Origin of the sequence: Actinomycetospora lemnae, assembly GCF_028737315.1 — a bacterium.
Lineage (GTDB): Bacteria > Actinomycetota > Actinomycetes > Mycobacteriales > Pseudonocardiaceae > Actinomycetospora > Actinomycetospora lemnae.
Genome location: NZ_JAQZAO010000009.1, coordinates 188,395 through 209,274, shown reverse-complemented (window position 1 = coordinate 209,274; position 20,880 = coordinate 188,395). Strand labels below are relative to the sequence as shown.

The following is a 20,880-nucleotide window of genomic DNA, read 5'->3' as shown; positions in this document are numbered from 1 at the left end:
CTTTCAGATGACGGCCAGCGGGGCGACCCAGGCCCCGGTGGCGCCGCGCAACTTGGCGTGGGAGACGACGAGCAGGAACTCGGCGACGCGGTCGCGGGCGAGCTCGCCGAGGCGGAGGTTCTCCGCGACGAGCACCCCGTGCCGGGTGTTGAGGGTCTGCGGGACGACGAAGGGCCGGTCCTTGTCCTCGGGCGGGTAGGCCCCGAAGCTCCAGGTGTCGGCGCCGGTCAGGGCGACGCAGGAGTCGGCGAGCCAGTCGCCGACCTCGACGCCGGGTCCGGGCTCGGCGTGGGCGTAGGTCGCGTTGTCGACCCCCCACAGCCCGCCCCACCCGGTGTGGAACAGCACCGCGTCGCCGGGACGGACGGCGAGACCGGCCCGGTCCAGGGCGGCTCGGACGTCGTCGGGGGTGACGACGTCGCCGCCGTCGAGCCGCTCCACCCCGCGCACGGCGGCGATGTCCAGGCACAGGCCCCGCGTCACGACCTGCGGCAGCGTGTCGATGCCGAGGCGGCTGGTGCCGTGGTCCTCGACGATCTCGGCCAGGCGGTGCCCGTTGTAGGTGCGGTCGCCGTCCTGCAGGTGGTTGAGCCCGTCGAGGTGCGTGCCCATCTGCTGGGTGGCCGTCACCTGCTCGACGATCCAGTTCGCGTTGTTGGCGCCCAGTCCGGCCGGGCCCGCGTTCGCGCCGCGGCGGTTGATGTGGTGGTAGTTGGTGGTCAGGTACTGGCGGAAGCTGCGCCCCGGGAAGGCCGGCACGTGCTCGTCCAGCACGTGCGCGAGGTCGTAGACCCGGCCCCGCCGCACGAGCCCGGCGGCCGCGACCACCCCGTCGGCCGTGATCTCGTTGAGGGCGCCGGCCTCGTCGTCGGCTCCGTATCGCGACGGCCACCAGGCCTCGGGGGCCGCGGTGCTCATTCGGAGGACCAGGTGGTCTCGAAGCTGGGGAACAGCGTCAGCCCGCCGTCGACGAACAACGTCTGACCGGTGATGTAGGCGGCCTCGTCCGAGAGCAGGAACGCGGTGGCGGCCGCCATCTCCTCCGCGCCGCCGGCCCGCCGCATGGGGATGTGCGACTCGACGGCGGCCCGCTTGACCGGGTCGTCGATCCAGCTGCGGTTGATCGGGGTGACGGTGGCGCCGGGCCCGATGCCGTTGACGCGGATGCCACGACCGGCGTACTCGAGCGCGAGCGTGCGGGTCAGGTTCTGCATCCCGCCCTTGGACACCGAGTAGCCGGCGAAGCGCGGCTTGGGGATCAGCTGGTGGACGCTGGACACGTTGACGATCGCGCCGGGGCGGTCGGCGTCCAGGAAGCGGCGGAGGGCCTGCTGGGCACACAGGAACGCGCCGCGCAGGTTGACCGCGAGGACGCGGTCGAAGTCGGCGACGGGGAGCTTCTCGGTGTCCTCGGCGACCTGGATGCCGGCGTTGTTGATGAGGAAGTCGACCCGGCCGTAGGCGGACACGACCTCCTCGAACATGCGGGCGACCTGCGACTCGTCGGACACGTCGGCCTCGACCAGCACGGGCCGCGTGCCGGACTCGGCCATCTGCTTCATGCAGATGTCCACGCCGTGCTCGATCTGGTCGCGGGTCTCCTCGGCCCCCTCCGGGCGGCCGACGTAGTTGATGGCGACGTCGACGCCCTCCTCGCCGAGCCGCACGGCGATGGTCTGGCCGATGCCGGAGCTGCCGCCGGTCACGATCGCGGTCTTGCCCTGCAGTCCCTTCACGGTGTCCTCCTGGAGTGGTCACGAGCGGTGCGGAAGAAGGCGGCGAGGTCGGCGACGGAGCGCACCTCGCGTCGGGTGCGGGCGGCCCCGAACGACCGGTCGAAGAAGCCGTCGGGGTCGTCGAGCGCGTCCCACGGCCCGGCGTAGGCATAGGGCTCACCGATCACGGCGTCGCCCGGCGAGATGCCGTAGTTGACCCGGTCGACGCTGATGCCGAGGTCGAAGTGCTCGGGCCAGAGCCGCGCCGGCTCGTCCGGGGCGAGGTCGGCCAGGGCCTCGGCCCCGAGCCGGTACCAGTCGGCGAGCTCGCGGGCCGCCGCCGGGTCGATGGCGAGGGGCTCGTCGGGGTGGCAGGGCGTGGCGGGCGGGTAGACGCCGTCCGGGGCGCCGGGCTCGATGCCGACGAGGTCGGCGGCCTCGCGCAGCGTGCGGGGGGCACTGCGGACCTCACGGCCGTCGCGGACCACCACCAGCTGCTCGCCGTCCACCGCGACCCGCATCGCCGGGGTCCCGACCTCGGGCGTCCCGAACCCACCGGGCGCGACCTGCAGGCTGATGTGCCCGTCCACCGCGTACCGGGCCGGGGCCAGCACGTGCTCGGCGAGTCGGTGCCAGGCCTCCCGGGTGGCGACGAGGACGTCGCTCGTCATCGCTGCGCTCATGGTGGATCCGACCGGCGAACAGGCCAGGCGTTACGGTCCGCGCGACGACGGCCTCGGTCATGGCGATGGTCATGGCGATGGTCGCCGTCCGGAGGCTCCCGACCCCTGGGTCGGCGTGACTCCGGGTCCGGACGCCGCGTCCGCGGCAGCGCGCGGCTCCGGCACCGGCCCGGTGCCGCCCGCACCGCCGCGCAGCACGGCCAGGGCGACCGCCGGGAACACCAGGACCGAGATCAGCCCGGCCGCGATCAGCGCGGCCCCGGAGGCGGGGGAGAGGGCCCCGAGACGTTCGCCGATCATGGTCGCGGCGACGATGAAGGGCAGCGAGGTCGCCTGCAGGAAGCCCGCGGCGACCGTGCGGCGGGTCCCGAGGGCCCGCCGGTAGACCACCGCCGGCAGCGCCCGCACCACGAACAGCGCCGCCAGGAACACGGGGACCTGGACCAGCCCGGCGGTCGACGCGAAGAGCGCCCGGGCGTCGAAGGCGATCCCGCTGGCCACGAAGAACACGGGGATGACGAAGCCGTAGCCGATGGCGTTCAGCTTCACCTCGGTCTGCGGGTGGGTGACGGCGGCACCCGGGTCGATCAGGCGCAGCGCCGCGCCGGCCAGGAAGGCCCCCAGGATCGCCTCGAACCCCAGACCCTGGGCCAGCGCGACGAACGCCACGAGGAGCACGACCGAGAACCGCACACGGATCTGTGCCGTCGTGTCCGCCAGCATGCTGAGCACCCGCATCGCCCGCGCGTTGCGCTCGGCCCGCATCAGCGCCAGGACCGCGAGCGCGGCGACCACGACCAGACCGACGAGCAGCAGCAGCTTGGCCCCGAGCCCGCTCGACTCCTCGGAGAAGAACAGCGACAGCAGGATGACCGCGCCGAAGTCGGCGATCGACGCGGCCGCCACGATCAACTGTCCGGTGCCACCCGAGATCTCGCCGGCGTCCTTGAGGACCGGGACCACGAGCCCGAGCGAGGTGGCGCACAGGACGATCGCCACCAGCAACGGCGCCGTGGTGAGGCCACCCGCCCCGAGCGCCGCGCCGGCGCCGACCGCCACCGCGAAGGACAGGACGAAGCCCGTCAGGGCCAGGCGCAGCGGCCGGCCACGCAGCCGATGGACATCGATCTCCAGCCCCGCGAGGAACAGCAGGAACGCCAGCCCGATCAGCGCCAGGACCTGCACCGGCACGTCGGTGTCCACCCAGCCCAGGACCGAGGGTCCGAGCACGATGCCCGCGACGATCTCCAGCACCGGCGAGGGCACCCGCAGCGCCGGGGCGAGCCGCACGGCGAGCGGCGCCAGGAACGCCACCGCGACGACGACCAACAGGTTGGTGAACGCCATCGTCGTCATCGCCCCGCGGGCAGTCCGGCGAGGGCGTCGAGCACGCCACGATGGAACGTGGGGTAGGCGTAGTGCATCCGTCGCAGGTCATCGACCGGGATGCCGGCGTGCACCGCGAGGGTGAGCATCGAGAGCACCTCCCCGCCGACGGGGCCCGCGGCGGTGGCGCCGACGAGCGCCCCGGTCGCGCGGTCGGCCACCAGCTTGACCAGACCCGCGTTGCCCGGACCGTGGATGAACCCCCGGGAGGACGCCGCGACCGGTGCGACGCCGGTGGCCACGTCCAGTCCGCGGGCGCGGGCGGCCTCTTCCGACAGGCCCACCGAGCCGACCTCGGGGTCGGTGAACGTCACCCGGGCCAGGGCGGCGTAGTCGGCGCCGGTGCCCTGGTGACCGAGGATGTCCGCGGCGGCGACCTCGGCCTGGTAGACCGCGAGGTGGGTGAAGGCGCCGACGCCGGTGACGTCGCCGATCGCCCACAGTCCGTCCGCCGCTCGGAGCTGCTCGTCGACGGGCACGCCGCGTCCCGGGGGGTCGATGTCGTAGTGCTCCAGACCGAGGCCGTCGAGGGCGGGCCGCCGCCCGACCGCCACCAGCAGGCGCGTCCCCTCGGCCCGTGTGCCGTCGTCGAGGTCCACCACGGGGCCGTCGGCGCCGTCGCTGACCCAGACCGCCCGGCGCCCGAGCCGGAGGTCCACGCCCTCCGCGCGCAGCACCTCCGCCAGGAGATCGCCCACCTCCGGCTCCTCCGCGGGCAGGACGTGCTCGGCGGCCTCGATCACGGTGACCGAGGAGCCGAACCGGGCGAACGCCTGGGCGAGCTCGAGGCCGATGGCACCGCCGCCGAGGACGACCAGGGAGGGCGGGACCACCTCGGCGGCGACGGCCTCCCGGTTGGTCCAGGACGCGACCGTGTCCAGGCCCGGGATCGGGGGCGTGACCGGTCGGGAGCCGGTCGCGAGGACCACCCCGCGCCCGGCGGTGAACACCTGGTCGCCCACGCGGACCCGTCCCGGCCCCTCGATGCGGGCCGATCCGCGGACGAACCGCCCACCGAGCTTCTCGAACCGCTCGACCGCGACCGTGTCGTCCCAGCCGTCGGTGGCCTCGGCCCGGATCCGGCGCGCGACCGGGGCGACGTCGGGCCGGACGGTGGCGGTGCCGGCGAGCTGGTCGACCCGGTGGGCCTCGGACACCGTGCCCGCAGCCCGGACGATCATCTTGCTGGGGACGCAGCCCCAGTACGGGCACTCACCGCCGACGAGCTCCCGTTCGATCCCGACCACGTCCAGCCCGGCCTCGAGCAGCCGGCCCGCCGCGGTCTCCCCGCCCGGCCCCAGACCGATCACCACGACGTCGGTGTGCTGTGTCTCGTGCTGCGTCACGGTCGTGCAGACCGCGGACCGCCCCGGGCGTTACGGGTCCGTCGGCGCAACGATCGGGGTCGGGTCGGAGACTGGGGTCCATGGACGGCCTCAGCTGCCCTCGCGTGCTCGCCGGTCTCGAGCACGGGTGGGCCCCCGACGAGCTCGACCTGGTCGCCGATCACCTCTCGGCCTGCCCGTCCTGCGCCGAGCGGGCCGGCGAGGACGCGCGGCCGCTCGACGCGGGCCTGGAGCGGCGGCTGCTCGAGCTCTTCCGCAGCTGGCGGGGCGGCGCGTCCTGACCGGAGGTCGATCGGCGGCGTGGTCACCTACGCCGGCGCGGCGGGCGGTCCACCCGACGCGTCGCGGCTCCGGGCGAGCCCTCGGGCGATCCGGTCGACCTGCCCGGGCAGCAACAGCACGAGCACGCCCACGACGAGCCACCCCACGACGACGAGAGGACCCGCGTCGCCCGACGAGGCGACCGAGGCGACCTGCAGCCCGAGCACGGTGCCGGCGGCCAGCGCCCCGAGCACGGGCCACGCGACCGACGCACGGCGCCCGGCCCGCCACCGCAGCCGGGCCGCCGCCAGGTCGGTCACGACGTACATCACCAGCAGGCTCAGCACCCCGAGGGTGGCCAGGGTGAAGAACGTCCGCGACGGCGAGGCGCCGGCCAGGCGGAAGCCGACGAGCAGCGCCAGCGACATCGCCAGCTCGACGGCCACGGGGGCGAGGGGAGTGCCGGAGGCGGCGACCGAGGCGAGGCGGCCGGGCAGGACGCGGTCGCGGGCCAGCGCGAAAAGCAGCCGCGTACCCACCACGACGCACCCGAGCCCGGCGCCCACGGCGCTGATCACCGCCACGAGATCCAGGACGACGGCCATCGGGGCCCCGACGTAGCGGCCCGCGAGCTCGTCGAGCGGCGCGGGCGACCCGGCGAACGCCGCGACGCCGGCGCTGTCCGTGCCGAACCCGAGGCTCTGGGCGACCATGCACGCGGCGTAGAAGACCGCTCCGAGCCCGATCGCGACGAGCATGGCGCGCGGGACCGTGCGACGGGGGGAGCGGGCTTCCTCCCCGAGCGACCCGGCGGACTCGAAGCCCGCGAACGCGAGGAAGCCCCCGGTCACCGCGGCTGCGGCGGTGATCGCGGTGGTGCCCTCGGGGAGCCGCAGGACGGCCTCGGCAGCCCGCGGTCCGCCGGGCGCGGTCCCGGCACCGAGGCGCCAGAAGACGACCGCCATCAGCGCCAGGATCAACAGCACGGCCACGACCTCGACGACCGCGAGGGACCAGGTCGTGGGCCGGATCCCGCCGATGGCCAGCAGCCCGACCACCGCCCAGCCCGCGAGCGCGAGGACGAACCAGTCCGTGCCCGGGGCGAGGCCGGTGGTCCGCAGCGCCGCCTGGGCGAACACCGCGATCCCGGACAGCGACACCGCGGGGAAGACGAGGTAGGTCCCGAGCATCGCCCAGCCGGCCAGGAAGCCGGTCCGGGGGCCCACCGCCCCGCCGACGAAGCCGTAGACCGAGCCGGCGTGGCTGAACTGCCCGGACAGCGCCACGAAACCGGAGCTCACCAGCAGCACGAGCACGGCCGCGAGGACGAACGCCACGGGCGCCGCCGCCCCGACCAGCTCGGCCGCACCCGGTCCCGTGATCGACATGGCGAGGGTGGGGGCCATGACGCCCACCGAGAGGGCGGCCGGACCCCAGAACCCGAGCACGCGCCGCAGTCCCTGTCGTGGGCCGTTCGGGGCACCAGGCGTCTCATCGGGCTCCATGACGACGGGCGTCTTCGTCATGGCGTCATGGTTCTGGGGGAACCCTGACGCGCTGTACCTCCGGTCGGGTGAACGAGCGGCGCGGCACCCCGCGGCGCCGGAGGTGTAACGCCCGGACGGGTCCACGGGTCTGCGGCACACCGCCCTCGACCCCGGGAGACGCCATGAGCACCACGGCCATCGCCGACCACGCGTTGCTTTCCGACCGCCACAGCGCCGCGCTCGTGAGCCGGGCCGGGTCCGTGGACTGGTTGTGCTTCCCGCGCTTCGACAGCCCGTCGGTGTTCGGCCGCCTGCTCGATGACGCAGCCGGTCACCTCGAGGTCGCGCCGACCGTCGCCGACGCCGCCACGACGAGCCGGCGGTACGTGGACGAGACCCTGGTGCTCGAGACGACGTGGGCGACACCGGACGGAACGCTCGTGGTCACCGACGCGCTCGCCACCGGCCCCAGCACGGACCCGCACGCCCTGGGCAGCGCCGCGCCGCGACTGCTGGTCCGGGCCGCCGAGTGCACGGCGGGCGACGTGGAGGTCGGGATCGAGTACGTGCCCCGGCCCGAGTACGGGTTGATCGAGCCGCTGCTCGAGGTCGTGCCCGGCGGCGTCGTGGCCCGCGGCGGCGGCGACGTGCTGGTGCTCTCCTGCCCGGTCCCGCTGACGGTGGCCGACGGCCGCGCGACCGGCGTGCTGCGCCTGCACGCCGGGGAGCGCGTGCTCCTGGGCCTGGCGCACCGCAGCACCTCGGAGGCCTTCCCCGCGCCCTGGGGAGCCGCCGAGCTCGACACCGCCCTGAGCGACACCGTCGAGGCCTGGCGCACCTGGTCCCGGGCCCACCAGAGCTACCAGGGACCGTGGAGTGAGCTGGTCCACCACAGCGGACGTGTGCTGCAGGGGCTGACCTACCAGCCCACGGGCGCGGTGGTGGCGGCCGCGACGACCTCGTTGCCCGAGGGTGTCGGCGGCGAGCGCAACTGGGACTACCGCTACACCTGGGTCCGCGATGCGTGCTTCACCCTCGAAGCGCTGTGGGTGGCGGCCTGCCCCGACGAGGCGCACCAGTTCTTCGACTACCTCGCGGTGAGCGCGGCGGCGTCGGTGCGCGGGCGCGACGCCGACCTGCAGATCATGTTCGGCATCGGCGGTGAGCACGACCTGACCGAGCGGACCCTCGACCACCTCGCCGGCTGGCGGGACTCGCGACCGGTCCGGGTGGGCAACGGGGCCTGGAACCAGCGGCAGATCGACGTCTACGGCGAGCTGCTCGGGTCGGCACACCGGCTCTTCGACCAGCTCAACCCGGATCATCCGGGAGCGGGAGCCTGGAGGGAGTTCCTCGTGGCCTGCGCGGACACCGCGGCGCAGCGCTGGCACGAGACCGACCAGGGCATCTGGGAGGTCCGGGGCGAACCCCGGCACTTCCTGTACTCCAAGCTCATGTGCTGGGTCGCGCTGGACCGGGCCATCGCCCTGGCCGAGCCGTTGCACGCGGCCGGGAAGGTCGAGGGCTGGCGCGCCGCCGCCGGCGAGATCCGCGAGGCGATCCTGACGCAGGGCTGGAGCGACACGGCGAAGTCGTTCACCCAGTCGTTCGGCTCGCTCGACCTGGACGCGAGCAACCTGATGATGCCCATCGTCGGGTTCCTGCCCGCCGACGACCCGCGGATGCTGGCCACCATCGACGCCGTCGCCGACCGGCTCACCGACGAGCGGGGGCTCGTCTTCCGCTACCGCACCGAGGGCGGCGTCGACGGGCTCGCCGGTGAGGAGGGCACGTTCCTGCTGTGCACCTTCTGGCTCGCCCGGGCGCTGGCCGAGGCCGACCAGCTCGACCGGGCCCGCGCGGTGTTCGACCGCGCGGCCACCTACGTCAACGACGTCGGCCTGCTCGCCGAGGAGGTCGACGAGTCCACCGGCGAGCTGCTCGGGAACTTCCCGCAGGCCTTCAGCCACATCGGGCTCGTCAACGCCGCCTGGGCGATCTCGGAAGCGGAGAAGCGGGTCGCGTCCGGCGCGCCGAGGTGATCGCCGCCCCGGAGACCACGGTCGTCCGGGTACGAGGGCCCGGGCCCATCGTTCCTTCCGGGCATACCACCCCCGGTGCACCCTGAGGGCGTGCGGGACGACCAGGCACCGGAGGTGACGGCGCCGGGCCAGGCCGAGGCGCTCGGTGACACCTGGCTGCTCGCGACGAAGCTGCGCGCCCCGAGGCGCCGCTCGCTGGTCCACCGCCCCCGTCTCGTGCACCTGCTCGACGGGGTCGCGGACCACCCGCTGACGCTCGTCGTCGCCCCACCCGGCTGGGGCAAGACCGTCCTGCTCAGCGACTGGTACCACGCGGGCAGCCGAGCCGTCGCCTGGTTGTCCCTCGACCGCGAGGAGGGCGACCCGAACCGCTTCTGGCGCTACGTCGTGGCCGCGCTGCGCGCGGTCGTGCCCGGGCTCGGCGAGCAGGCGCTGCAGGCGCTGGCGACGCGCAGCCCGTCACTCACCGAGGCCGTGCTGCCGTCGTTGATCAACGAGCTGGTCGGCCTCGACGAGCCGGTGGCACTGGTCCTCGACGACTACCACGTGGTGTCCGACCCGGAGGTCCACCGCACCCTGGGTTACCTCCTGCGCCGGGTGGGGGCAGGCCTGCGGCTGGTCGTCGCCACGCGCAGCGACCCACCCCTGCCCATCGGTCGGCTCCGCGCCGCGGGCGAACTCGCGGAGATCCGCGCTGCGGAGCTGGCGTTCACCGGGGCCGAGGCCGGCGAGCTCCTCAACGGCGAGCTGGCGCTCGACCTCGGCGAGGAGGACGTGGCACGCCTGGGCCGGCGCACCGAGGGGTGGGCGGCCGGGCTGTACCTCGCCGGCCTGTCCCTGCAGGGTCGGGACGACCGCGCCGCCTCGGTCGCCGCCTTCGCCGGGACCGACCGTTACGTGCTGGACTACCTCGGCTCCGAGCTCCTCGCCGGCCAGCCCGACGACCTGCGGCGCTTCCTGACCCAGACCTCGATCCTCACCCGGATGACGCCGGACCTGTGCGCCGCGGTGACGGGCCGCGCGGACAGCGCCGCCGTGCTCACGCACCTCGAGCGGACCAACGGCTTCCTGGTGGCGCTCGACGACCGGCAGGAGTGGTTCCGCTACCACCGGCTCTTCGGCGACCTGCTGCGCCACGAGCTGGGCCTCTCCGACCCCGAGCGCATCCCGGAGCTCCACCGGCGGGCCGCCCGCTGGTTGCGGGAGTCGGGGGACGTGCCGGAGGCCATCGCGCACTTCCTCGCCGGCGGCGACGGTGACACCGCGGCGGAGCTCGTGCTCGCGCACTGGACGCCGTACTTCAACGCGGGGCATCTGCGGACCGTCGAGCGCTGGCTCGAGATGCTGCCGTCCGAGCGGGTGGAACGGGACCCCGGCTTGTGCCTGGCCAGGACCTGGGTGCTGCTCGACCAGGGTCGTCTCGACGTCGCGAGCACCTGGGTCACGCGGGCCGAGCAGGCCGCCACCGGTGCCGACACCGCCCGCGACGCCGCGCTGTCGCGTGCCGTGCACCGCTTCAAGATCGGTGACGTCGGCGCGTGCCACGCCGCCGCCCGCCGGGTGCTCGAGCTCGGCGCCGGAGCCGGGTTCGGCGACACCGTGGCGCGTTGCATCCTCGGCGTCAGCCTGTTCTGGCGGGGCGACGCCGCGGCGGCGGTCAGGGCACTCACCGAGGCGGTGCGGTCGGCCCGCGGCGCCGACAACCAGCTCGCCGAGATGTACGCCCTGGGCTACCTCGCCGCCGCGCACCTGCACGACGGCGATCTCGCCGAGGGCCGACGCGCCGCCGACCTCGCCATGGAGAAGGTCGTCGAGCCCGCGGTCGCCGAGCACTTCGTCGCGGCCCTGCCGCACACGGCGCACGCCGCCCTCCTCTCGGCGAGCGGGCAGCTCGACCGGGCGGAACCGGCCGCGGCCCGCGCGGTCGACCTCGCGCGTCGCGGCGCCGGCCGTCTCGAGATCGGCCTGGCCCTGGCCCACCTGGCCCAGATCCGGATCGGCCTCGGACAGGACGGCACCGCGGCCCTCGACGACGCGCGCCGGGTCGTGCGGGAGTGCCCGGACCCCGGCTGGCTCCCCGAGCGTCTCGCGGGCCTCCGGCGGTCGCTGCGCGCCGCGGCCCCGCGGCCGGGGACGGGGACGGGTGACGGCGCCTCGGCGTTGAGCGAGCGCGAGGCGGCGCTGCTCCCGTTGCTCGCCGGAACGCTCTCCCTCCGCGAGATCGGCGCCGTCCTGCACGTCTCGGTGAACACGGTCAAGACGCACAGCCGCCTGCTCTACCGCAAGCTCGAGGTCACGTCCCGCGACGACGCGGTCCGCCGTGCACGTCAGCTCGGGCTGCTCTGAGACCGGGGCGTCGCGGACGGCTCGACCTCGACCCCGGTCAACTCGAGCCCCAGGTCCCGGAGCCTGTCGATCACTCCGTACACGGCGGACGCGTCCGGTAGCTCCCCGACCAGCTCACGCCCGCCGCTGCCCGGGGCGAGGCAGACCCCGTCGATGGCGGAGGCGAAGCGAGCGCTCAAGCGCTCGCGGACACGGAACCTGACGACGGTCGTCACCATGCCTCCCCGCGGTCGAGCTCTCCGACGAACTCAGTGTGCTCGGGGGGTGACGGATCGACGCTCACCCTGCCCGGTTTCACCCGGGTGAACGGGTCGCCGGGTGCTGACCGGCCTCGTGCGTCGGCGGGAGCGTGGCCTGCGCAACACCGTCCCGCCCCGGAGGTCCGGATGCCCGCCGCCACGACCTGCGTCGCACCGACCGAGCGCGCGCCCGACGCGGATGCCGAGCTCCTCGAGTCGTTGCGGGCCCGGCAGGAGGCCGCCTACGTCGCTCTCGTCCGTCGCTACACCCCGTTGATGCTCCGCCTGGCGCGGCCCCACCTGCCCAACCAGGCGGTGACCGAGGAGGTCGTCCAGGACACCTGGTGCTCGGTGCTCACGGGCATCGACGCCTTCGAGGGCCGGTCGTCGTTCAAGACCTGGCTCCTGCGCATCCTGCTCAACACCGCCCGCACTCGGGCTCAGCGTGAGCACCGCACCCTCGCTCTCAGCTGCGTCCCCGGCGAGGCGGTCGCCTGGGAGCCGCTCCTCGAGCCCGTGGCGGTCACCCCGGAGACGTCGGTGGTCGCGGCGGAGACGTTCGCCGCGGTCGGGGACGCGCTCGATCTCCTCCCGACACGACAGCGCGCCGTCTTCGTCCTGCGCGACCTCGATGGATGCACGGCGTCCGAGGTCTGCGCCCGCCTCGGCATCACGTCGGGCAACCAGCGGGTCCTCCTCCACCGCGCCCGGGCCCACCTGCGTGCGGCGCTGCCCGCCGCGACCTGGGCCGGCCGCGCGACACGGCCCGCCCTCGCCTCCGGCGGAGCCGGATGACCGCGCGGCACCGGCCGGCCGCCACGCCTTCGTCCCGTACTCGTCCCACGAGGGCCCGGGCCGGCGCACGACGACAGAGGGCGGTGGCCCGGTGGGTCGTCGCAGGGGCACCGCGCGAGCACGTGGCGCCCGGGCGGTTGGCGTGGGGGTGCGACCGGCAACCCTGGACCATGCGTGGCGAGGAGCAGGAACGGGATGACCTGGCCGGCCGGGGCGGGACCTCCTTGCCGCCGGACGCCCTGGAGCCGCCCGAACAGATCCAGTCGCCGGGGTCCGTGGGGTTCGTCCTGCTCGTCACCGACGCCCCGTGAGCGGCGGGCACGAGGCCGTCCCCGCCGGTCCGGCCGCGGCGGGGCAGACCAAGTCCGGCTCCGGGACGCCCCGCGTCCTGCTGATCGGCGCCGGGCACCTGGCGGACGCCACCGCGCGGGCGCTGTCGTCCGCCGGGGCGGTCGTGAGTCGGTCGGAGGAGCCGACCGACCGCGAGATCCGCGACGCGCTCGATGACCGGGTCGACCGCGTGGTGGTGATCTCGCGTCTCGACCACGTGGCGCTGCGCCGCGCCCTCGTCGTCGCACACGTCCGGCCGGGGCTGGCGACCCTGGTGACGATCTTCGACCGGCACGTCGCGGCGGAGCTGCAGGACACCATGGCCAATGTGCGGGTCCTCTCGATGGCCCAGATCGTCGCGCCGGCCCTGGCCGGACCGTGCCTGGACCCCGGGCTGTTGTCGTTGATCCGCGGCCCGTCCAGCGCGGACGCGGCCGCCGACGCCTACGGGGTCGGTGTCGGCACCAGCGAGCGGGGGCCACACCGGGTCTCGCGGACGTGGAGCACGCCCGGGCCGGCGCAGAAGGTGGCGGCGAACCTCGAGGCCCTGCTGCGTCCGTTCGACGCCAGTGCCCGCATCCTCGTGTACGGCCTCGTCGGGTTCCTCGCGGTCCTCGCGCTCGAGACGGTCGTGACCGTCGTCGCCAAGGGCGTGTCCCTGGTCGATGCCCTCTACGTGGCGGCCAAGGTGACCGTGACAGTGGGGCCCAGCCCATTCGCCGACGGCAGCGGAGCCGGATTCAAGCTGTTCTCGACGGCGGCGATGCTGCTCGCCCTGGGCTTCACCGCGGTGCTCACCGCCGGCCTCGTGAACCGCCTGCTCGATCCACGTCTGACCGGGGCCTTCGGGCGCTCAGCGGTCCCTCGGCGCGATCACGTCGTCGTGGTCGGCCTCGGCCAGGTCGGCCAGCGGTTGTGCGAGCTGCTGCGCGACCTGGGCGTGCCGGTCGTCGCCGTCGAGCGGGACCCGGACGCCAAGAACATCGCGCGGGCGAAGGACCGGCGCCTGCCCGTGGTGATCGGGGACGGGTCCGACCACCGGACGCTGCGGCGACTGTCGATCCGCACGGCGCGCGCCCTCGCCGCCGTGACCTCGGACGACGTGGAGAACATCGCGGTGGCGGTGGCGGCCCGCCGACTGCACGGCAGCCTGCACATCGCGCTGCGCGCCGGCGACGGCGACGCTACCAGCGAGGTCCAGTCGTTGTTCCACATCGGAGTGGTCCGCGACGTGTACCGCATCGCGGGCAGCGCACTCGCGGCCGACGTCGTGGGCTACGACGTGCGCGAAGCGTTTCCCCACCAGGGGACCATGTACCTCGTCGGCGAGACCGGCGAGATCGAGCCCTTCGTGCTCCCCCCGGAGGAGCTCGATGCGGCGAGCTGACCGCCCGTCCGGCGCCGGACCGCACACCCCACAGGATCGAGGAGTTCTCTCGGGGGGTGCCGATCCGTGCCGGTAACCACCACGATGGGCGGGTGCCCGCCCGCGACCGATCGGCGACCGACGGTGGCGACGTCGCCGAGGCAGGTGACGGTGACCGCTCGACCCCGTCGGTGTGGGAGAACGTGGCGCTCTCCGACGGGACCAGCGTGCTGGTGCGCAGCGTCGAGCCCGGTGACGCCGAAGAGCTCGCGGCCGGTTATCAGTCACTGAGCGAGTCCAGCGCCTACCAGAGGTTCTTCACCGTCCTGCCGCAGCTCTCGCCCCAGCAGCTGCGCTTCTTCACCCAGGTCGACCACCGTGACCACGAGGCGCTGGGGGCCGTCGCTCCCGAGACGGGGCAGGGTGTGGGCATCGCCCGCTTCATCCGCAGCGACACCGACCCGGCAAGCGCCGAGCTCGCCATCGCCGTCGCCGACGACTGGCAGCGGCGCGGCGTCGGGTTCCAGCTCCTGCGCCTCCTCCTGACCCGGGCCCGCCAGGAGGACGTCACCACGATCAGCGCCGAAGTCCTCACCGAGAACTCCGCTCTGCTCAGACTCCTGCGCCACTTCGGGTCCGTGCACACCGAGGTCTCCGGGACCACGACGACTGCCACGTTGCGGCTGCCCTCGAACCCCGACATCGAGCGGTGAGCCGGTTTCAGGCGTTGTACCGACGAAGCCGGTGCCGACGTCCAGGACGTGCGCGTCCGGACCGAGCTCGCAGCGTGTGGCGAGGGCGTCGACGACCTTCTCGTCGTCGAAGCTCCCGTGCATCTCGTCCCCGGCGCCGGCGCCGGCGTGCGAGTCGAAGAACTCCCGCACAGCAGTGCTGGACCGGCGTTCGTCGTCCATGGTCACTCTCCTGGTCCTCCGACCCGGCCCGGTGGCTGGAGCGGCGACGTCGCGGGTCGGGAGCGGGGCCGGCTGGTGGCCGCAGCGGTGAGCAGGGTGATCACGGCCAGCAGCCCACCGGTGAGGGCGAGGGTCGGGTAGCCCGCGGACGCGACCATGAGTCCGGAGCCGAGTCCGCCGCCGGCGCCGGCGAAGGCGACCGCGACGTCGACGTTGCCCTGGGTACGCGCGCGGGTGTCGGGGTCGAGAGCACGGGCGAGGGCGGTGGTCCCGCTGAGCAGCCCGAGGCTCCACCCGAGGCCGAGCAGGGCCAGCGCGACGGTCAGGGCGACCAGGGAGTCGGTGGGCGCGAGGGCGGCGAGCAGCCCGGAGGCGAGCAGGACGATCCCGGCGAGCACGGCGGCCGCGGGTGAGCCCCACCGGTCGACGATCCAGCCGCTGAGCGGGGAGAGCAGGTACATGGCGGCGACGTGCACGCCGATCACCAACCCCGCGGCCGCGACCCCGTGGCCGTGGCTGATGATGTGCACCGGGGTCATGGTCATGATCGCGACCATGACCAGCTGGGTCACGATCATCGTGGTCGCCCCGGCGAGCACGGGCGGGGACCAGACACTCGACCTCGAGCGCCCGGTGGTCGGCCCCGGCCCGCCTGGCGAGGTCTCGCCGGTCCGCGCGGCTTCCGTGGCATCACCCCCGGCAGGGCCCGGTGGGGTCGGGGCGGTGGGGCGGGCGCGGGCGGTGAGCAGCGGGTCCGGGCGCAGCAGCGCCGCGAGGACGACGGCAGCGGCGCCGTAGGCGAGCGCGGCGAGCACGAACGGCCCGGTCAGCGAGGGCAGACCGACGCCGGTCGCGACCGCGTCGGTGGCGGTGGCGAGGTTGGGCCCGGCCACACCCCCGGCGGTGGTGGCCAGGAGCACGATGCTGATCGCGCGGCCGCGGCGGTCGGGGTGGGCGAGGTCGGCGCCGGCGTAGCGGGCCTGCAGGTTGGTCGCGGTGCCGGCGCCGTAGACGAACAGCGTCACGAACAGCAGCACCGGACTGTCGAGGGCGGCCGCGACGACGACGCCGAGCGCGCCGAGGGCGCCGGCGCCGTAGCCGAGGCTCAGGCCGGGACGTCGTCCCCGAGCCTGGCTGATCCGGCCGACGACGAGCGCGGCCAGCGCGGAGCCCAGGGTGAACAGCGCGGCGGGCAGCCCGGCCAGGCTGGTCGAACCGAGCATCCGTTCGGCGAGCAGCGCGCCGACGGTGATGCCCGCGGCCAGCCCGGCGCCGCTGAGGATCTGCGCCGTCACCAGCACCGTGAGGATGCGGCGCTGCTCTCGTGGCCTGCCGGGGTCCCTCCCCGGGGGTGACGCACCCAGCGCCGCCGTGGTGGACCCGTGCGGCTCGTCCCTGGCAGCGGGCCCGTCGGTGGGGGAGCGGTCGGGGGGAGGGGAGGTGGTCATCGTCGAGTCTCGTCGGAGGGGTCGGCGGCGACCGTTCCCTGCTGGTGGTTCGTGGATGAGCCGCCGGTCGCGTGCGAGGCGTCGGTGGTGGGGTTGGTCTCGGCCATGAGCAGCTGCGCCGCGATCGCCGAGGCGGCGGTGAGGGCGGCGGCGGTGAGGATGGCGGCTTCCAGGGAGGCGAACGCCGCCACGAGTCCGCCGACGAGAGCGCCGATGGCGTAGCCGGCGTCTCGCCAGAACCGGTAGACCCCGAGGGCTGCGGAGCGGTGGGAGGGGTGGATCGCGTCGGAGACCACCGCGAGCAGCGCGGGGTAGACCAGGGCGGTCCCGATACCCAGGAGCAGCGATCCGGCCATGCCCGCCGCCAGCGGGTGCGCCAGTCCGGCGACGATCACGACCAGCCCGGTCGCCTGCACCCACATGCCGACGACCGAGGGCAGCTTGCGCCCGATGCGGTCGGCCAGCCAGCCGGTGCCGAGCATGCCGACCGCCCAGAGGAACGGGTAGAGCGCTTTGATCAGTCCGACGCCGTCGACCGAGACGGCGTGGGCGACCAGCAGCAGCGGCAGGATGACCCAGGTCAGGCCGTCGTTGAGGTTGTTGACCAGGCCGGCCTGGCTGGCGCCGGCGGCGGTGCGGTTGCGCCAGGAGGTCTCGGCGACGATCTCGCGCAGCGCGGGCGAGGTGCCGGGGTCGGGGCTGGGGTGGTTCCGGCGCTCGAGCTCGGCGTGGGCGCCGGTGTCCCGCACCACGAGCACGGTGAGCAGCAGCCCGGCCACGGCGTAGGCCACGCCGAGCAGTTCGGGCACCGGGCGCAGCCCGTAGCTGGTGGCCAGCGCGCCGGTGAGCAGGGTGGTGACGGCGACACCGAGGTAGCCGGCGGTCTCGTTGATCCCCAGGGCGAGCCCGCGGTTGCGGGGCCCGACGAGGTCGATCTTCATGTTGACCGTCATGGACCAGGTCAGGCCCTGGTTGACCCCGAGCAGCACGTTGGCGGCGATCACCCACCACCAGTTGGTGCCGTAGGCCAGCATCAGCGGTACCGGCAGCCCGATGACCCACCCGGCGGTGAGCACGGTCTTGCGGGTGAACCGGTTGATGATCAGCCCGCCGTAGAGGTTGGTCAGCGCCTTGGTGACGCCGAAGGCCACGACGAACATCGACACGGTCACCTCGGTGAGACCGAACTGCTCGGTGCCCACGAGCGGGGTGACGGTGCGTTCGAGGCCGACCATGCCGCCGACGAACAGGTTCACCAGGGCGAGCAGGGCGAACTGGCCGGTGTTGTTGCGCAGGCCCAGCCGGACGGGCCGCCCACCGACGCCCCCGACGAGCTCCTGGCCCGTCGGTGCGGGGCCCGACGGGGTGCTCACGCGCCGTCCTCCAGGTCACGGCCGGTGGCCTGCGCCCAGTCCTCGGCCGAGCCGGCGACCACCTCGAGCCCGCGGCTGTCCCCGCGGCCGCGGGCGATGAGGCTCGCCGCGGTCATCGAACGCTGCCCGTGGGCGCACATCACCGCCGTTGATCCCGAGACCGGGACGTCGGCGCCGCCGGCGAGCGCGCCGAGCTCGACGTGTGCGGCGTGGGGGAGGTGCCCGGCCTGCCACTCGGTGTCCTGCCGGATGTCGAGGACGTCCTGGCGGTCGACGGCGTCGACGTCGATCAGCGGCAGGGTGTGCACCTCGTACCCGGCGGCGCGCCAGGCCTCGATGCCCCCGCCGAGTCGTCCGGCGATGTCCTCGACGCCGACGGTGAGGGCCTGGCGGAGCAGCTCGTCGACGTCCTGGTCGTCGTCGACGACGAGCACGACGGGGCGGCTCGGGTCGGCGACCCAGCCCAGCCAGGTCCCGAACTGCCCGCGCAGCTCGTCGGAGATCGACCCGGGCAGGTGTCCACGGGCGAAGCGGTCGATCGGGCGAGCGTCGACGACCTGCGCCCCGCGGGCCAGCAGGCCCTGCACGGCGTCGACGTCGAGGTCGGGCAGGGACAGCGCCGGCCAGGGCCTGCCGAAGACGCGCGGGCCGGCCTGGTTCTCGGTCGGGAGGCGGTCGAAGTAGGCGGGGTAGGACCCGAACCCGGCGGTCAGCCGGGCGACGAAGGTGTCCTCGTCGGGGTCGCCGACCAGCAGCGGGTTGCCGGCCTTCTCCAGGCCGATGGTGCTGGTGCGCTCCCCGGTGGCGTCGGTCGAGCAGAACGAGCCGGGTCCGTGGGTCGGCCACACCGGCAGCTCGTCGGGCAGGGCCAGCAGCCGGTCGCGGATCGACCGGTAGGCCGCGCGAGCGAGCTCCCCGGTGCGCTCGCGCCCGGCGAGGTCGGTGCGGGCCATCCCGCCGACCACCAGCGCGCCGCCGGTGAACACCCCCAGCGGGGTCTCGCCGTCGCGCAGCAGCCACGCCACGTGCGCCGGGGTGTGCCCGGGGGTGGCGATGGCCTCGAGCACCAGTCCGCCGAGATCGACCCGGTCGCCGTCGTGCACGCCGCGGTGGGGGTAGGCGAGCTCGGCGCCCGCCGCGGCCACGATCTGCGCGCCGTCGGCGGCGAGCTCACGGGTGCCGGTCACGAAGTCGGCGTGCACGTGGGTCTCCACCGCGAAGGCCACGGTCAGCCCGCGCCGGCCCGCGCGGCCGGTGTACGGGCGTGGGTCCCGCGCGGGGTCGAGGACGGCTGCCCGACCGTCGCCGAGATCCAGGAGGTAACTGCTGTTGCCCAGGCCCTCGTCGACCACCGCGATCGGTTCCACCTCGCCACTCTGACACACTGTTCAAAAGATTTATAGAGTTGTACGGTAGCGCCATGGATGCGGCAGGCGGCGGCACCGCCGACAAGCTCGCGATGTACGCCGAGTTCGCCCGCGTCGGGCAGGTACTGGGCAACCCACTGCGGCTGCAGCTGCTCGACCTGCTCGCCCAGGCCGAGCGCAGTGTCGAGGACCTCGCGACGGTCGCCGCGGCCACGGTCGGCAACACCTCGGCGCAGTTGCGCGCCCTGCGCGAGGCCGGGCTCGTCGTGACGCGCCGTGAGGGCAACCGCGTGTACTACCGGCTCGTGGGCCCTGACGTGCTCGACCTGCTGGCCACGCTCACCAGGGTCGCGGACACCCGCGCGGCCGGCGCCGAACGCGCCGTCCGTGCCTACCTCGGCGACACTGCCGGGCTGGAGGCGATCGATCGCGACGAGCTCGCCGCCCGCCTGCGCGACGGCGCCACCGTGGTCCTCGACGTGCGCCCCCGAGCCGAGTACGACGCCGGCCACATCCCCCGGGCGCGCTCGATGCCGCTCGACGAGCTCGCCGCCCGCGTCGACGACCTGCCCGCCGACGCGCAGATCGTGGCCTACTGCCGCGGGCCCTACTGCGTCTACGCGCCCGAGGCCGCCCGGCTGCTGCGCGCGGCGGGCCGCGACGCACGTCTGCTGCCCGGCGGCTGGGCCGACTGGGCCCTCGCCGGGCTCCCCGTCGAGACGGCGGCCGCATGAACCGCCGCGGCGACCACGCCCTTGACACCGCGGAGCGGCCCGCGGGACCGTCGGAATTGTCCGGATCGGGCGGCGTCCACGCCCGGCGCCGCTCCACCGCTCGCCGACGAGGGACAGCGAGGGACGGCCATGGGTGACCTCTTGGTGGATCCCGGCGTTCTGCGGGACGAGGTCCGCGCCAAGTACCGGGAGGTGGCGACCCAGCCCCACGGGGCCTTCCACTTCCACACCGGGCGGCCGCTCGCCGAGCGGCTCGGCTACCCCTCCTCGACCGTCGACCCGCTGCCCGAGGCCGTGGTGGAGTCGTTCGCCGGGGTCGGCAATCCCTTCGCGCCCGGCCCCCTCGGTCGCGGCGAGGCCGTTGTGGACGTCGGCAGCGGCGGCGGCTTCGACAGTGTCGTCGCTGCGAATCAGGTCGGTCCCGAGGGCCACGTGGTGGGCGTGGACATGACCGAGGAGATGCTCGACCGGGCGCGCGCGACCGTCGCGTCGCTGGGGCTCGGGCACGTCGAGTTCCGCGCGGGCCTCGCCGAGGACCTGCCCGTGCCCGACGACTGGGCCGACGTGGTGATCTCCAACGGCGTCATCAACCTGTGCGCCGACAAGGCGGCCGTGCTCCAGGAGATCCGCCGCGTCCTGCGGCCCGGCGGACGCCTGCAGTTCGCCGACATCGCCAACGGACGGCCGGTACCCGAGGAGGCGAGGCGCGACATCGACCTGTGGACCGGTTGAATCGCGGGCGGGCTGCCCCGTGAGGGCTGGCAGGACATGCTCGAGCAGACCGGCTTCGTCGACGTCGAGATCGGACCGGAGTGGGACACCTTCGGCGGGGCGGAGGGGGAGGCCAACGCCCGCGCGTTCGACGTCCGCGGCTACGCGTTCGTCGCGCGGCTGCCCGGCTGACGCCTCCCGTGCGCTGATCCCGAAGCTACCGCGGACACTGCTCGGCGCTCGAGGCCTACCGTTCTTGCCAGGCTTACCGATACGCCGGGCTGGGCGACCCCGTGTACTGCGCGGTCTTCGCGACGCCGGCGCCCCGGTCCAGCTC

The 20,880-nt window shown here is 74.4% G+C and carries 17 protein-coding genes; 8 read left to right on the top strand and 9 right to left on the bottom strand.

Features of this window, described 5'->3' with window-relative positions; genetic code table 11:
- Positions 1-3 precede the first annotated feature (3 nt).
- From PGB27_RS21010 to PGB27_RS20990, 5 genes are all read right to left on the bottom strand, one after another.
- Positions 4-918, bottom strand: a complete 915-nt coding sequence (locus tag PGB27_RS21010; RefSeq protein WP_274202348.1) for a cyclase family protein — start codon at positions 916-918, stop codon at positions 4-6.
- Complete coding sequence (locus PGB27_RS21005; protein ID WP_274202347.1) at positions 915-1,736, bottom strand: glucose 1-dehydrogenase; 822 nt, start codon at positions 1,734-1,736, stop codon at positions 915-917. Before PGB27_RS21005 ends, PGB27_RS21010 begins: the two co-directional genes overlap by 4 nt.
- Positions 1,733-2,398: a hypothetical protein gene (locus PGB27_RS21000; RefSeq protein ID WP_274202346.1), complete on the bottom strand. Its 666-nt coding sequence runs from the start codon at positions 2,396-2,398 to the stop codon at positions 1,733-1,735. Before PGB27_RS21000 ends, PGB27_RS21005 begins: the two co-directional genes overlap by 4 nt.
- A 69-nt stretch (positions 2,399-2,467) precedes the next feature.
- Positions 2,468-3,745, bottom strand: a complete 1,278-nt coding sequence (locus PGB27_RS20995; protein ID WP_274202345.1) for a cation:proton antiporter — start codon at positions 3,743-3,745, stop codon at positions 2,468-2,470.
- A gap of 5 nt (positions 3,746-3,750) precedes the next feature.
- Complete coding sequence (locus PGB27_RS20990; RefSeq protein WP_274202344.1) at positions 3,751-5,130, bottom strand: dihydrolipoyl dehydrogenase family protein; 1,380 nt, start codon at positions 5,128-5,130, stop codon at positions 3,751-3,753.
- 80 nt (positions 5,131-5,210) lie between these two features.
- On the opposite strand from PGB27_RS20990, the gene PGB27_RS20985 reads away from it, so the two are divergent.
- Entirely contained in the window at positions 5,211-5,411 is a 201-nt protein-coding gene (locus tag PGB27_RS20985) for a hypothetical protein (RefSeq protein WP_274202343.1), read from the top strand.
- Positions 5,412-5,438: 27 nt separating this feature from the next.
- On the opposite strand, the gene PGB27_RS20980 is transcribed toward PGB27_RS20985, so the two are convergent.
- Entirely contained in the window at positions 5,439-6,917 is a 1,479-nt protein-coding gene (locus PGB27_RS20980) for an APC family permease (RefSeq protein WP_274202342.1), read from the bottom strand.
- 143 nt (positions 6,918-7,060) lie between these two features.
- On the opposite strand from PGB27_RS20980, the gene PGB27_RS20975 reads away from it, so the two are divergent.
- The 5 genes from PGB27_RS20975 to PGB27_RS20955 all read left to right on the top strand — a co-directional run bounded on the left by PGB27_RS20975 (position 7,061) and on the right by PGB27_RS20955 (position 14,709).
- On the top strand, positions 7,061-8,920 hold the full coding sequence (locus tag PGB27_RS20975) for a glycoside hydrolase family 15 protein (RefSeq protein WP_274202341.1): 1,860 nt from the start codon (positions 7,061-7,063) through the stop codon (positions 8,918-8,920).
- 90 nt (positions 8,921-9,010) lie between these two features.
- Positions 9,011-11,266, top strand: coding sequence for a helix-turn-helix transcriptional regulator (locus tag PGB27_RS20970; RefSeq protein WP_274202340.1), 2,256 nt, complete (start codon positions 9,011-9,013; stop codon positions 11,264-11,266).
- A gap of 386 nt (positions 11,267-11,652) precedes the next feature.
- Positions 11,653-12,300, top strand: a complete 648-nt coding sequence (locus PGB27_RS20965) for an RNA polymerase sigma factor (protein ID WP_274202339.1) — start codon at positions 11,653-11,655, stop codon at positions 12,298-12,300.
- A 307-nt stretch (positions 12,301-12,607) separates the two neighbouring features.
- Positions 12,608-14,017: an NAD(P)-binding protein gene (locus PGB27_RS20960; protein WP_274202338.1), complete on the top strand. Its 1,410-nt coding sequence runs from the start codon at positions 12,608-12,610 to the stop codon at positions 14,015-14,017.
- 92 nt (positions 14,018-14,109) lie between these two features.
- The gene (locus PGB27_RS20955; RefSeq protein WP_274202337.1) at positions 14,110-14,709 is read left to right on the top strand and encodes a GNAT family N-acetyltransferase; all 600 of its coding nucleotides are present in this window, start codon (positions 14,110-14,112) and stop codon (positions 14,707-14,709) included.
- Between the two features lie 203 nt (positions 14,710-14,912).
- On the opposite strand, the gene PGB27_RS20950 is transcribed toward PGB27_RS20955, so the two are convergent.
- The 3 genes from PGB27_RS20950 to PGB27_RS20940 all read right to left on the bottom strand — a co-directional run bounded on the left by PGB27_RS20950 (position 14,913) and on the right by PGB27_RS20940 (position 19,098).
- Positions 14,913-16,205, bottom strand: a complete 1,293-nt coding sequence (locus tag PGB27_RS20950) for an MFS transporter (RefSeq protein WP_332843849.1) — start codon at positions 16,203-16,205, stop codon at positions 14,913-14,915.
- A 149-nt stretch (positions 16,206-16,354) separates the two neighbouring features.
- The gene (locus PGB27_RS20945; protein WP_274202335.1) at positions 16,355-17,731 is read right to left on the bottom strand and encodes an MFS transporter; all 1,377 of its coding nucleotides are present in this window, start codon (positions 17,729-17,731) and stop codon (positions 16,355-16,357) included.
- Complete coding sequence (locus PGB27_RS20940) at positions 17,728-19,098, bottom strand: MBL fold metallo-hydrolase (RefSeq protein WP_274202334.1); 1,371 nt, start codon at positions 19,096-19,098, stop codon at positions 17,728-17,730. Before PGB27_RS20940 ends, PGB27_RS20945 begins: the two co-directional genes overlap by 4 nt.
- A gap of 53 nt (positions 19,099-19,151) precedes the next feature.
- Here PGB27_RS20940 and PGB27_RS20935 point away from each other — a divergent pair, with 53 nt between their 5' ends.
- Together PGB27_RS20935 and PGB27_RS20930 are read left to right on the top strand one after the other, a co-directional pair.
- Positions 19,152-19,832, top strand: coding sequence for an ArsR family transcriptional regulator (locus PGB27_RS20935; protein WP_274202333.1), 681 nt, complete (start codon positions 19,152-19,154; stop codon positions 19,830-19,832).
- 129 nt (positions 19,833-19,961) lie between these two features.
- Positions 19,962-20,735, top strand: a complete 774-nt coding sequence (locus PGB27_RS20930; protein ID WP_456298480.1) for a methyltransferase domain-containing protein — start codon at positions 19,962-19,964, stop codon at positions 20,733-20,735.
- Positions 20,736-20,880 lie beyond the last annotated feature (145 nt).